The 12,615-nt window shown below is 68.3% G+C and carries 10 protein-coding genes; 6 read left to right on the forward strand and 4 right to left on the reverse strand.

Annotated elements, in window-relative coordinates; translation table 11 throughout:
* The first annotated feature begins 319 nt into the window (after positions 1–319).
* The 6 genes from NC595_RS01070 (at position 320) to NC595_RS01095 (ending at position 5,005) form a co-directional block, all read left to right on the forward strand.
* On the forward strand, positions 320–895 hold the full coding sequence (locus NC595_RS01070; RefSeq protein ID WP_017463960.1) for a sigma-70 family RNA polymerase sigma factor: 576 nt from the start codon (positions 320–322) through the stop codon (positions 893–895).
* Complete coding sequence (locus tag NC595_RS01075; protein ID WP_253564282.1) at positions 892–1,578, forward strand: ChrR family anti-sigma-E factor; 687 nt, start codon at positions 892–894, stop codon at positions 1,576–1,578. The genes NC595_RS01070 and NC595_RS01075 overlap by 4 nt, the downstream gene beginning before the upstream one ends.
* A 102-nt stretch (positions 1,579–1,680) precedes the next feature.
* Entirely contained in the window at positions 1,681–2,652 is a 972-nt protein-coding gene (locus tag NC595_RS01080) for a LysR family transcriptional regulator (RefSeq protein ID WP_253564283.1), read from the forward strand.
* Positions 2,653–2,753: 101 nt separating this feature from the next.
* Positions 2,754–3,464: an SDR family NAD(P)-dependent oxidoreductase gene (locus NC595_RS01085; RefSeq protein ID WP_253564284.1), complete on the forward strand. Its 711-nt coding sequence runs from the start codon at positions 2,754–2,756 to the stop codon at positions 3,462–3,464.
* Positions 3,465–3,521: 57 nt separating this feature from the next.
* Positions 3,522–3,758 (forward strand): tautomerase family protein, encoded by a 237-nt coding sequence (locus NC595_RS01090; RefSeq protein WP_253564285.1) that lies wholly within the window; start codon positions 3,522–3,524, stop codon positions 3,756–3,758.
* Complete coding sequence (locus NC595_RS01095) at positions 3,755–5,005, forward strand: YbfB/YjiJ family MFS transporter (protein ID WP_253564286.1); 1,251 nt, start codon at positions 3,755–3,757, stop codon at positions 5,003–5,005. Before NC595_RS01090 ends, NC595_RS01095 begins: the two co-directional genes overlap by 4 nt.
* Before the next feature lie 215 nt (positions 5,006–5,220).
* Here the strand turns inward: NC595_RS01095 and NC595_RS01100 are convergent, their stop codons facing one another.
* The 4 genes from NC595_RS01100 to NC595_RS01115 form a co-directional block, all read right to left on the reverse strand.
* Positions 5,221–7,221, reverse strand: a complete 2,001-nt coding sequence (locus NC595_RS01100; protein ID WP_253564287.1) for an SPFH domain-containing protein — start codon at positions 7,219–7,221, stop codon at positions 5,221–5,223.
* Between the two features lie 306 nt (positions 7,222–7,527).
* On the reverse strand, positions 7,528–8,130 hold the full coding sequence (locus tag NC595_RS01105; protein WP_253564288.1) for a DUF2170 family protein: 603 nt from the start codon (positions 8,128–8,130) through the stop codon (positions 7,528–7,530).
* Between the two features lie 94 nt (positions 8,131–8,224).
* Complete coding sequence (locus NC595_RS01110; RefSeq protein WP_253564289.1) at positions 8,225–9,805, reverse strand: tryptophan halogenase family protein; 1,581 nt, start codon at positions 9,803–9,805, stop codon at positions 8,225–8,227.
* 194 nt (positions 9,806–9,999) lie between these two features.
* Complete coding sequence (locus NC595_RS01115) at positions 10,000–12,414, reverse strand: TonB-dependent receptor (RefSeq protein WP_253564290.1); 2,415 nt, start codon at positions 12,412–12,414, stop codon at positions 10,000–10,002.
* Positions 12,415–12,615 lie beyond the last annotated feature (201 nt).

Below are 12,615 nucleotides of genomic sequence, written 5' to 3' on the forward strand. Positions count from 1 at the left end.
TACTACATAAGGCAAGCCGCCCACTTGCTGCAGTCGCGAAAGCGCGACGCTCCGATGCCGGTGATCCGGCGGGCGGGTCGCTTGGTGCGTCGCAACATTTCGCGCGACACCGGTAACGGCCTCCGCTGACGGCCGGATTGGGTAGGCCGGTACGATACCGGCGCTGCAGCGGACCCGCCCGGCTGGATCGCACTACCCTGGCGGTCGCATCCGAAAACGGGCAGTGTCCGTAAACCGATCGGACTAGCCTACCTGCCGTTCGACCATGACCCCCGACACCCACCGCTGGAGCCTGTCGCCCTTCGAAACGGCGAGAGCCATGTCAACCAACGAGCCGCAACCGAAGACCGCCGAGGACTGGGCTGCCGAGATGGCCGCCGTGTCCCGTTGCGGCGACCGCGACAGTTTCATGCGCATCTACGACCACTTTTTCCCCCGGGTGCGGCTCTATCTTCGTGGGCAGGGGTCGCCCGAGGCTGTCGCCGAGGAGCTGGCGCAGGAAGCCCTGCTGCGGCTGTGGCAGCGTGCCGGCATGTTCGATGCCGGCCGCGGCAGCCTGGCCACCTGGCTGTTCCGCATTGCACGCAACCTGCACATCGATCGCCTGAGGCAGGAGCGCTACTGGGTGGCCCTGCCCGAAGGCGCAGAACCGGCCGAGGATCCGCCCGATGAGCCGTATTCCCGGGCGGAGAGCTACGCCGACCATGTGGATCTGGCCCGCCGCATCGAGCGACTGCCGGCGACCCAGGCCCGGCTGATCCGTATGTCCTACTTCGAAGCCAAGTCGCACAGCGAGATCGCGGCGGAGCTCGGCATGCCGCTCGGCACGGTGAAGTCGGGACTGCGCCGGGCGTTCCTGAAGCTGCAGGTGGAAGTCTGCGGAGGTGCGGCATGACCCCGCGCCACCACCTGGACGAAGCCACCCTGGTCAGTTACGCCGCCGGCGCGCTCACCGATGGCATGCGCGCCGTGGCGGCGACGCACCTGGAAGCCTGCAGGCACTGCCGCGCGCAGCTGGCGGGTGCCGAGCGCATCGGCGGCGTCCTGCTCAGCCAGCGCCAGCCTGCCGACGAGCCCGGACGGCTCGCGCAGCTGCGCGAAGCGATGCTCGCCCGTCTCGATGCGACGCCGCAGGGGCGCCCGGCCAGCACGCTCGGCGGCAACGATGACGGCGCGGCCTCGCGGATGGCCGGTACCGACCTCCTGCCGCGGGCGCTGCATCCGTATTTCGGCACCTCCTGGCGTGCCCTGCGTTGGCGCTGGACCGCGCCGGGCGTGCACATGATCAAATCCTCGCGACCATCTGGCGACAACCTGATCATGCTGAAGATCGCCCCAGGCAAGAGCATGCCGGTGCACAGCCACGGCGGCAGCGAACTGACCCAGATCCTCAAGGGCGCCTACGACGACGCGCTCGGCCATTTCGGCCCCGGCGACATGGCCGACCTGGATTGCGACATCGAGCATCAGCCGGTGACTTCGCCCGGCGTGCCCTGCATCTGCGTGGCTGCCCTGGACGCGCCGCTGCGATTCCCGGGCTGGTTCGCGCGCAAGCTGCAGCCGCTGGTCGGGCTCTGATTCCCACCCGCCCCGGCACGTGCCGGGGCGCGCTGCGTCAGCGTCAGCGCGGTCGTTGTAGGACACTTGCTCCGAACTCGACCCGACCGCGGAGCACGTCACATGGACCGCATCGATGCCATGAAGGTCTTCGTCGCCGCGCTGGACGAAGGCAGTCTTGCCGGCGCCAGCCGACGCACCGGCCGCTCTCCCGCGGCGGTGAGTCGTGCCGTTGCCTTCCTCGAAGCCCATGTGGGCGTGCCGCTGCTGCACCGGACCACCCGTTCGCTGAAGTTGAGCGAAGCCGGCGAACGCTACGCGGTAGCCTGCCGCAAGGTGCTGATGGAACTGGAGGAGGCCGACCGCAGCGCCGCCGGTGAGCGCTCGGTGCCACACGGCACCCTGACCATCACCGCCACCATGTTCGCCGGCGTGGAGATCCTGCGTCCCATCGTCGATGCGTACATGGACGCCTTTCCCACGGTCAGCGTGCGGCTGCACCTGCTGGAGCGCGCGGTGAACCTGATCGACGAGGGCATGGACCTGGCGCTGCGCATCACCCACCTGCCCGATTCCACGCTGGTGGCGCAGCCCGTCGGTGAAGTGCGCCGCGTCGTCGTCGCGGCGCCGCGCTACCTGGCGGCGCACCCTCGCATCGGCGAGCCGGCCGACCTGGCCAAGCACCAGATCATCGCAATGCGGCACATGGGACCGGAGTCGTGGAGCTTTCCGCCGCTGGACGGCTCCTCGGTGCCACGTGCCATCGCCTTCACGCCGCGGCTGGTGGTGAACAACGTGCGCGCGGCGATCGCATCGGCAGTGGACGGTCACGGCGTGACGCGGCTGCTGTCCTACCACGTGGCAACGGAGATCCGGCAAGGGCAGCTGCAGGTGGTGCTCGCCGACGCCGAACCGCCGCGCATTCCGGTGCATCTCGTGGCGCCCTATGGACGGCTGTCGGTGCCCAAGGTGCGCGCCTTCGCCGACTTCGCGCTGCCGCTCCTGCGCACCCGCTTTGCCAGCCTCGCGAAGGATCTGGAGATGGCGCCGACGCGGCCGATTCCACCGCGTCGCGGAAGAATGTCTGCCGGTTGACGGGTATTCGATTAGCGGCCGTGCGTGTCTAGATTGTGGGGCGTCGGGCGAGGGCCCGATCGGCATCCAGCCGACCTCCACATTCAAGAGAGACGCACACCATGAACACTCAGCAGAAAGTCGCCATCGTTACCGGTGCCTCGCAGGGCATCGGCGCCGGCCTGGTCCAGGCCTTCCGTGACCGCAACTATCGCGTGGTCGCCAATTCCCGCTCCATCAAGCCGTCCAGCGATCCGGGCGTGCTGACCGTGGCCGGCGACATCGCCGACCGCGCCGTGGCCGAGCGCATCGTCGCCGAGGCGCTGCAGAAATTCGGCCGCATCGATTCGCTGGTCAACAATGCCGGCATCTTCAGTGCCAAGCCGTTCACTGCATTCACCGCGGAAGACTACGCGGCCAACCTCTCGGTCAACCTCGACGGTTTCTTCCACATCACCCAGCTGGCCATCGCCGAGATGGAAAAGCAGGGCAGCGGTCACGTGGTCAGCATCACCACCAGCCTCACCGACCATGCCATCGACGGCGTGCCCTCGGTGCTCGCTTCGCTGACCAAGGGCGGGCTCAACGCCGCCACCAAGTCCCTGGCGATCGAGTACGCCAAGCGCGGCGTGCGCGTGAATGCCGTTTCGCCGGGCGTGGTCAAGACGCCGATGCACGGACCCGAGACGCACGGCTTCCTCGCCGCGCTGCACCCGGTCGGCCGGATGGGCGAGATCGCCGACGTGGTGAACGCCGTGCTGTTCCTGGAATCGGCCGGCTTCGTCACCGGCGAGATCCTGCACGTCGACGGCGGCCAGAGCGCCGGCCACTGAGCCTGATGAAGGCGGGCCGCCGGCCCGCCTTTCCCTTCGCACAAAGGAGACACCGTCATGCCGTACATCAACATCCAGGTCACCCGCGAGGGTACCGCGCCGGGCCGCAGCGCGATCACCGAGGAAGAGAAGGCCGCACTGATCGCCGGCGCCAGCCAGCTGATGCTGGACGTGCTGGACAAGCCGCTGGAATCCACCTTCGTGGTGATCGACGAAGTGCCCACGGAGAACTGGGGCTGGGGCGGCCTGCCCGCGCTCGAGTTCCGCCGCCGGCGGGCGGCAGGCAAGCCGTGAACCGGCCCGCACCGACAGGCGACGGTGCGCTGGCCGCAGCGTCCGCGCCACGCCCGGTCACTGCATGGCAAGCCACGCTGGCGGGGTTCTGCGCCAGCCTGGTCGGCATCGGCATCGCCCGCTTCGCCTATACGCCGCTGCTGCCGGCGATCGTGGCGGCAAAGTGGTTCGCCGCGTCCAGCGCGGCCTATCTCGGTGCCGCCAACCTCGCCGGCTATCTGGCCGGCGCCGTGCTGGCGCGACCGGCGGCGAAACTCGTGGCGGCGCGCGGCGTGGTCCGCGCGATGATGCTACTGGCCTCAATCGCGATGCTGGCCAGCGCGTGGCCGTTGTCGTTCGGCTGGTTCTTCGTCTGGCGATTCGCCTCCGGTCTCGCCGGCGGCGGCCTGATGGTGCTGGCGGCAACCGCGGTGTTGCCGCACGTGCCGCCTTCGCGGCGCGGGCTGGCCAGCGGAGTGATCTTCATGGGCGTCGGGGCCGGCATCGCCGCGTCCGGCACGCTGGTGCCCCTGTGGCTTCACCACGGACTGGTGGCGACGTGGCTGGGGCTGGGTGCGATCTCGCTGGCACTCACCGCATTGGCCTGGCGGGGCTGGCCCGACGACGGTGCCCACCACGTTGTCCCCGCCGCGTCGCGCCGGCGGGGTCCGGGACACGCTTGGACATTGGGCGCGCTATACGCAGGGTATGCGTTGAACGCCACCGGGTTGGTGCCGCACATGATCTTCCTGGTCGACTTCGTCGCGCGCGGCCTGGGACTGGGCGTGCAGACCGGTTCGGCCTATTGGGTGCTGTTCGGGCTCGGGGCGCTGGCCGGACCGGTGCTCACCGGCCATCTCGCCGACCGGATCGGTTTCGGTCGGGCGCTGCGGCTGGCCTATCTGATCGAGGCGATCGCGGTGGCCTTGCCGGCGCTGCTTCCGGGTGCCGTGTGGCTGGTGATTTCCAGCGTCGTGGTCGGCGCCTTCACCCCCGGCATCGTGCCGCTGGCGCTGGGTCGCATCCACGACGCCCTGCCACACGATCATGCCGCGCAGAAGGCGGCCTGGAGCCGGGCGACCACCTGCTTCGCCCTGCTGCAGGCGGCCGGTGCGTATGGCATGTCCTACCTGTTTTCTCACGACGGTGGACGCTACGGACAGCTGTTCCTGGTCGGCTCCGGGGCATTGCTGCTGGCGCTGGCCATCGATCTGCTCGTGAACGCGGCGGGAAGAGCGGCGCGGCACGATGGGTCGCCGATCGGCTAAGAAAATAAGCCCCGCCTTCCCGGCGGGGCTTTGGCTTCCTTGCCGCGCTTCCTTGCCGCGCTTCCTTGCCGCGCTTCCTTGCCGCGCTTCCTTGCCGCGCTTCCTTGCCGCGCTTCCTTGCCGCGCTTCCTTGCCGCGCTTCCTTGCCGCGCTTCCTTGCCGATGACCCTGGGGCCACCCCCGCTCTCGTTCCGAAAGCGGGGGTGGCGAACCGCTTACGCGGTCGGCGCGTTGTTGCCGTCGGCGGCTACGCGCGTGGCGTCGTCCACCAGGCCGGCGTCGGCCCGCTCGGCGAGCAGCGAGCTGGCCAGCTGGATCAGCGAACCGATGCCTTGGCCGCCGGCGTCGCCGCCCAGCGCGATCTTCGGCACGATGGCGATCTGGCCATCACGGATCGCCTCGGCGAACTGTGCGCCCAACGTGTTGATCAGCTGCAGCCGCGCGCCTTCGCCGGTGAGCGCCTGCGACTTGGCCTGGATCGCCGAGGCTTCCGCCTTGCCGACCGCGGCGATCGCCGAAGCCCTGCCATCGCCCTCCGCGGTGAGCCGGCGGCGCTCGGCGTCGGCGTTGATGCCGATCACCTCGGCGCGCTTGTTGGCTTCCACCACGGCGGCCTCGCCGACGTTCTGCTTGATCGCGATCTGGATCGACGAGTTGGTCAGTTCCGCCTGGATGTCGGTGGTGGCCCGGGCCTCGCGCAGCGACCGCTCCTTCATCGCCGACTGCTCCTGCAGTTCGTAGGTGGCGACCTGCTCGATCGCCACCTGGCGATCGCGCAACTGGTTGAGGATGGTGTCGATGCGCGCGCCCGAGGCGTTGCCGGCGCTGCCGTGCGGGGTGCCGATCAGCACCTCCTGCAGCTCCAGGTTATAGGCGGCGAAACGCTCCTTCATCTCCTCGCCGGCCTGCATCTGGATCGCCGCGCGGTCCTGGATCAGCTGGATCAGCGTCTTGGTCTGGCCGATGTTCTTGAAGTACGCGCTGACCATCGGGTCCAGCGTCTGGTCGACCAGCCGCTTGATGTCGCCGAAGCGCTGCACCACCAGCGGTGCCTTGCGGTAGTCGATGTGCACCACCACCGACAGCGGCAGCAGCGGCTCGAACGCGTCCTTGGTGATCAGCGAGACCTCGGTCAGGTTCTCGTCGAACTTGTGCAGGTTGGTCACCTCCGGGGTCCACTTGAGGATGAAGTTGGTGGTCGGCACCAGCTGGATCTTTCCGGCGTACGTGTTGAACGCGTACTTGCCGGGCAGCAGCGGCTCTTTCCACACGCCGCGGCAGTCGTTGTCGACCAGCTCGCCGTGCGAGTAGCCGTCGCCCGAGCGGTCCGCGCCGGTCTTGCCGATGTAGGACACGACCACGCCGACCGAGCCCACCGGCACCACGGTCTTGGGAATGAAGTCCACCGTGGCGAACAGCCGGTTGATGTAATAGGTGCCCTCCACCAGCACCTGGTGCTGGCGACCGCGGTTGCCGCCGGCACGCAGGAACGCGTCGATGTTCTGGAAGTTGTTGTGGAACGTGGCCACGTTGGTCGGGTCCTGGCCGACGCGCGGCGCCACGATCTCGTCCGGCGGCAGCACCGGGCCGTCGTGGACGGTGACCACGCCGAGCATGTCGTTGGTGGTGTCCTCGGTGCCGCCACGGGCCTGGCCGCTTACGATCACCACCGGCGAGAAGCCGCGACGCTCGTTCAGCACCGCACCCATCTTGGCGATGGTGTCGGCCTCCTCGCGCGACAGCAGCAGGCCGTGCACGCGGTTGAAGGTGATGATGGCGAACTGCGCCAGGTTTAGCGCGTAGGTGCCCTCGCGCAGGATGGTGCGCTGCGGTCCCTTCTGGCCGCCGCCGCGGAGGAACGCCGCCACGTCGACGATGCCGCCGTCCACGCTGCGGCCCAACGCCTGGCCGTCGACCAGGTCCTTGCCGTCGCGGGCGAACACGTAGCCGAGCTCGCCCTGCGGGATGGTGACCAGTTCCTCCTTGTGCACGCGGTACTGGAACGGGAAGAAGTAGTGCAGGCCGCCGCGCAGCACCTGTGGCTGGAAGCCCACCTCGCCCTTCAGGGCGATCAGCCCTTCGGTCAGCGAGGGTGCGCCCCACAGCCGCTCGACGATGCCGACGCGGTCGTTGGGGATGTAGACGATGACGTTGGAGGCGAACACCAGCAACGCCAGGATGACGACGGCCGCAGCCGCAGAGATGAGCCAGATCATGGTGGCAATTCCTTTTTGCAGTGGGCCCGCTGCGCGCGCGGGCGGGATGAACGCGAAAGCGTGTCGACCTCGCCGGTGCAGCGCGCCGGCGGCGACCGGGCAAGCCGCTCCCGTCACGCCGCGGGGCGTGCTCGAAAAGGCGTGCAGGTCGGCGCGGCGACGGAGGCTCCGTCGCGGGGTCGGCGCGTGGGAGGCGTCGACGGACGGGGCGGCTTATCCGCTGCCGCGCGGCGTCCAGGTCAGATGGCGAACCGAGCCGTGGTGGCGAAGGTTCGTGGTGGGACAGGCGTGCATGGCATCACCCAATCAGCGGATCAGTGCAGCCAGCTCCTCGTGTGCGCGTACCGCGTTGCGGCCCAACACGTCGAGCTCCTCGACGATGTTGGCCAGCGGCGCGTGCGCCGAAAGCTGACCGAACAGAATGTAGTCATCACCGACCAGGCCCACGTTGGACAGGGGCAGGGTCGGACCCAGGCGAAGACAGGCTTCGTTGAAGCGCGCGGCGCTTTTCACCGCGTCCTTCGTGCACAGCACCGTCGTCGCGAAAATCTCCTCGTCGCCGACCGTCAGCCGCGCCGGCAGCTTGCCGTAGCGCGCCAGCGACAGCCCGATCGCCGGCGGCAGACCTTGCAGGTGCACCTCTTGCAGCTCGCCGTGCGTACCGGCGTGCGCAGCCAGGGCCTCGCACAGGCGCGGCGCGCTCCACTTCTCGTGCACGCTGGCGAAGTCCATCCCCGCCAGCAGCTGCTCGGTGTGTTCGCCGCGGGCGCGGCGCAGGAATTCGCGCACCATTCCCTGCTCGTCCTCGGTCATGTAGATCCGCGGGATGGTCATGCCCAGCCCGCTCATGCGCTCGCGGAACGCCTTCTGGCGTGCGGCGCCGGCGCTGGGCGCCTTGCGGTTGGTCATGGTGGTGTCCCCTGGAATCGAAAGTTACGCGTAACGTTACGCGTAACTATACGCCAGTTTCTCCGCGGCGCAAGCGAAATCGGCGGACGCCGGATCAGGCCACCGCATGCGCCCGCCCGGCGCGCGCGCGGTGCTCGTGCACCATCCGTTCGACGAGGGCGCGATGATCGGGCAGGTCGTCCAGCGCGCGCGCCGCCACCTGCTGGATCGTGGCGAACTCCCGCCGTGCCTCCGCCGCCTGGGTGTAGGTCCGGCGCATCGGGGTGAGGTCGGTGTGGAACTCCATGCCGTACAGCACGTACTGCCAGCTCGCCACCAGGAACATCTCCAGGTCGCCGACGAAGTCGAGCCGGTGCGGCGGGCGGTACCGCCACAACGCGAGCTTGTCCTGCAGCGTCTGCGGGATGCTGGAAGCCGCGGTGTTGTCGCGCCAGAACCCGGTATCGCGCCGCTGGCTGAGGCAGTAGTGCAGCTTGATGAAATCGATGATCCGCTCGTAGCGGGCTACCATCATCGTGTTGTAGTGGCGGGCGATCCGCGGCAGGTCGTCGAGGTCGGCCGGCAGGGCATGGGTGAGCAGGTAGGCGCCCAGTTCCACCAGGGCGATGCCGGTCGATTCCAGCGGCTCGACGAAGCCGCCGGCCAGTCCCACCGCCACGCAGTTGTGCCGCCAGTGCTCGGGGCGATAGCCGGTCTCGAAACGGATGCGCAGCGGCGTCAATCCTTCCGCTGCGTTGCCGAGGTAACCGCGCAGCACCTGCTCGGCGCGCGCATCATCGGTGTGGCGGGAGGAATACACGTAGCCCACGCCGCGGCGCTGCTGCAGGCCGATGTCCCAGGTCCAGCCGGCCTCCTGCGCGGTAGCGATGGTGTACGAGGGGATCGGCGCGTCCGGTCGGTCGTACGGCACCTGCATCGCCATCGCACGATCGGCGAACAGCACGTCGGCCCGACTCAGGAACGGCGACTGCATGGCGCCGCCGGCAAGGTGGCTGCGCAGGCCGGTGCAGTCGACGTAGAGGTCGGCGGTCATCGGCCCGAGCTCGGTGGTGATCAGCCGTGCGATCGCGCCGCGCTCGTCGAGTTCGGCGCGCTCCACGGTGGCGACGTGGCGATGCACGCCGAGCGTCTGCGTGCCGTGCTCGGCGAGGACCCGGGCGAAACAGGCCGCGTCGAAGTGATAGGCGTGGTTGAGCGGCCCCTGGTAGTCAGGATCCTGCGGCCGCTTGGGCGCGCGCGCATGCTCGACCACGCGGCTCTGCATGGTCACCGCCTCGGCGAACGACAGGCCGGACGGCGCCTCGCCCAGCAGCCAGTATGGCAGCAGTTCCGGCCCGCCAGGGCGCTGGCTGGGCAGGCTGAAGGGATGGAAGAACGAGCCGCGCCCGGAGACGCCAGGCGGGCGCACCCAGTGACGATAGTCGATGCCCTGCTTGTAGGTGGCATGCGCGCCATCGAGGAAGCGACGCTCGTCCAGGCCGATCGCGGCCAGCGTGCCGCGGATCGAGGGGAAGGTCGCCTCGCCCACGCCGAGCAGGCCGATGTTCTCAGCCTCGACCAGGTGCACCTGGATGCCGGACGGATCGCTCGACCGCATCGCCCGCGCCAGATAGCACGCCACCAGCCATCCGGCCGTGCCACCGCCGACCACCAGCACTTTGTTGATCCGCGCCATCGCCGGCTCCTCATCCGCTGCGGTGCCATCGTCCTCCGGACCCTGCCCGACCGCAAAGAAAGGCCGGAGTCCCGCGGGGAACTCCGGCCGTTGCGCCATTCAAGGGGAGGGAGCCGGCATCGGCACCAGTGATGCCGGCAGGGGAACGGCAAAAGGGAGCGGCGCGCTGCTCACGGCGCGTCGCCATCGACAACTCAGAACCAGAAGCCGAGCTGCACGCCGTAGGTCCGCGGCGGCAGGTACTGCGAAGTGAAGGCCACCGTGCCGTTGGCCAGCAGGGTGCTGCCGGCGGCGCTGCTCTTGACCTTGCCGTCGGTGACGTTTTGCACATAGGCGTTGACGTACCACTTGTCGCCCGGCTCGGTGTAGCGCAGCGCCAGGTCGGTGCGCACATAGGCCTTCTGCTTGTCGCCGTTGCCGAAGTTGAACCAGCTCAGCCACTGCGCGCTCTGGTACTGCGAACTGATGCGCGGGGTCAGGCGGCCACCGTTGCCGAGCACGAAGTCGTGCTCGTAGATCGCGGTGAGCGAGACGTCCGGCGCATGCGGCAGGTCGTTGCCGGTGATGTCCATGCAGTTGTTGCTGATGGTGGACTCCGGCGGGCAGGCGGTCGGCACGTAGTAGTCGTTGCTGGCCGCGTAGCGCTCGGTGCCCAGCTTCTTTTCCGGAATGATCGACAGCACCATCGTGGCACGGTCATTGGCTGCCGAATACGCCAGCTCGGACTCGAAGCCGGCCACCTTGGTCTTGCCGCCGACGTTGGCAAAGCCCAGGCCGTGCGTGCCGTCGGGGTAGGTCACCGGCGCCGACAGCTGGTAGTTCTTGAACACCTCGTAGTAGGCCGCGCTGTTCCAGGTCAGGTGGCCGTCCAGGAAGGAGAACTTGGTGCCGATCTCGTAGTTGGTCAGCGTCTCAGGCTTGTACAGCGCACCGCCGTCCTGGGTACCGCCGGACTTGTAGCCCGTGGACACGCTGGCGTAGATCAACCCGGTCGCGCCCAGATCATGGTCGACCCGCACCAGCCAGGTCGGCTTGCTCTTGCTGTAGGTGCCGTCGTTGTGCTGGCTGATGTTGAAGCCGGCATCGGCGGGGCTCTGCCACGGCGACAGCGGCAGCTGCGGATACGCCGCGTTGTAACCCCAGCCCCAGTTGATGCCGCCGCGGTTCTGGCGCTTGTCGTGCGACCAGCGCGCGCCACCGGTGAGGCGCCAGGTATCGCTCATGTGCCAGGTGGCCTGGCCGAAGGCGGCGGTGGAGTCCACCAGCTCCTCCGGCTGGATGAACGAGCCCTGCCAGCTGACGGTGCCCTGCTGGGTGCCGTTCATGATCGGGATGTCGAAACGGATGTTGTTGTTCTCGTGGGCGTAGTACGCGCCGAGGATCCAGTCGATGGTCTGCTCGCCGGTCGACTTCAGGTCCAGCTCGTGGCTGTAGCTCTTGTAGTTGGAGTAGTTGGTGCGGTCTTCCTGGTACACGCCGTTGGTGGTGAAGCTGGTCGGCACGTTGACGCCGCCGTCCTGGTCGAAGTCGCTCTTGCCGGAGTAGCGGCTGTAGCCGGCCACGTAGGTCAGCTCCATGCCGTCGGTGATGTTCCAGTCGATCCGGCTGCGCACCGCCTTGGAGGTGCGGTCCAGGTACGGCGCCACGTCGGCCAGGGTCGACCAGAACTTCTGCCCGGGGCGCGGTTGCTGCATGAGGTTCATGCTGGGCGTGCCGCGGTCGGTGAAGTACTCGTACGAGATGTCCCACAGGAAGCTGTCCGACGGCTTCCAGCGCGCACTCACGCGGGCGGCCGACTGGTCCTGCGCGTTGTACTTCTTGCCGCCGTGCACGAAGTCGTTCGGGTTGATCGGCTGGAACGCCGCCGGGTCGCCGCCGCTGGCCAGGTAGTTCACGCGCTGCTGGTCGACCGACGGGATCTGCCCGATCGGGTTCTGGTAGTCGACGTAGCCGTCGTGCTGTTCGTGCACCGCGGCTACGCGCATGGCGAAGGTGCTGCTGATCGGCAGGTTCACCGCGGCACGCACGCCGCTCTGGTTGTAGTTGCCGGCCTCGATGCTGCCGTTGCCATAGAAGCCGCCGCCGATGTCCGGCTTGGCCGTGGTGAAGCTGATCGCGCCGGCGGTGGAGTTGCGTCCCCACAGCGTGCCCTGAGGGCCGCGCAGCACTTCCACGCTGTCCATGTCCAGCAGCAGGCTGGCCGCCGCCTCGGCACGCGGGGTGTAGACGCCGTCGACGAAGGTGGCGACCTCGGGGTCGGCATATTCGGTCTTGGCGCTGTCGTTGCCGATGCCGCGCAGGGTCAGGGTGACCACGCCGTGGTCGCCCTCGGAGGTACCCTGCAGACCCGGCACCAGCTTGGTCAGGTCCTGCACGGTCATCACCCGCTCTTTGTCGAGCGTGTCGGCGGAGATCGCGCTGACCGCCACCGGGGTTTTCTGCAGCGGCGTCTCGCGCTTGGTCGCGCTCACCTCGACGGTATCCAGCTGCTTGATCTTCTTTTCCACCGGCGCCTTGCCGGACGAAGCGTCCTGCGGGGCGGCCAGCACGGTTCCCGGTGCGAGCACCAGGGTCATGGCGACATACAACGCCGAGTAGCGCAGCTTCATGTAATTCCCCTCCAGATGGTCTGATGGTTCGATGCCGCAGCCCTCGGCGCGGCGCGATCCTCTATCCCCGAAATGACAGCGCTGTCATACGTAATGATAAAAGAGCTCTTGCACAGAAGCTTGACGCGCGGCAGCACACTCAAATTGCCCGACAAGCCACTGAATACGATCAGGAAATACGTCTTCCTCCCCGCCGGGTTG

The sequence above is a fragment of the Dyella lutea genome, assembly GCF_024158035.1.
Lineage (GTDB): Bacteria > Pseudomonadota > Gammaproteobacteria > Xanthomonadales > Rhodanobacteraceae > Dyella_A > Dyella_A lutea.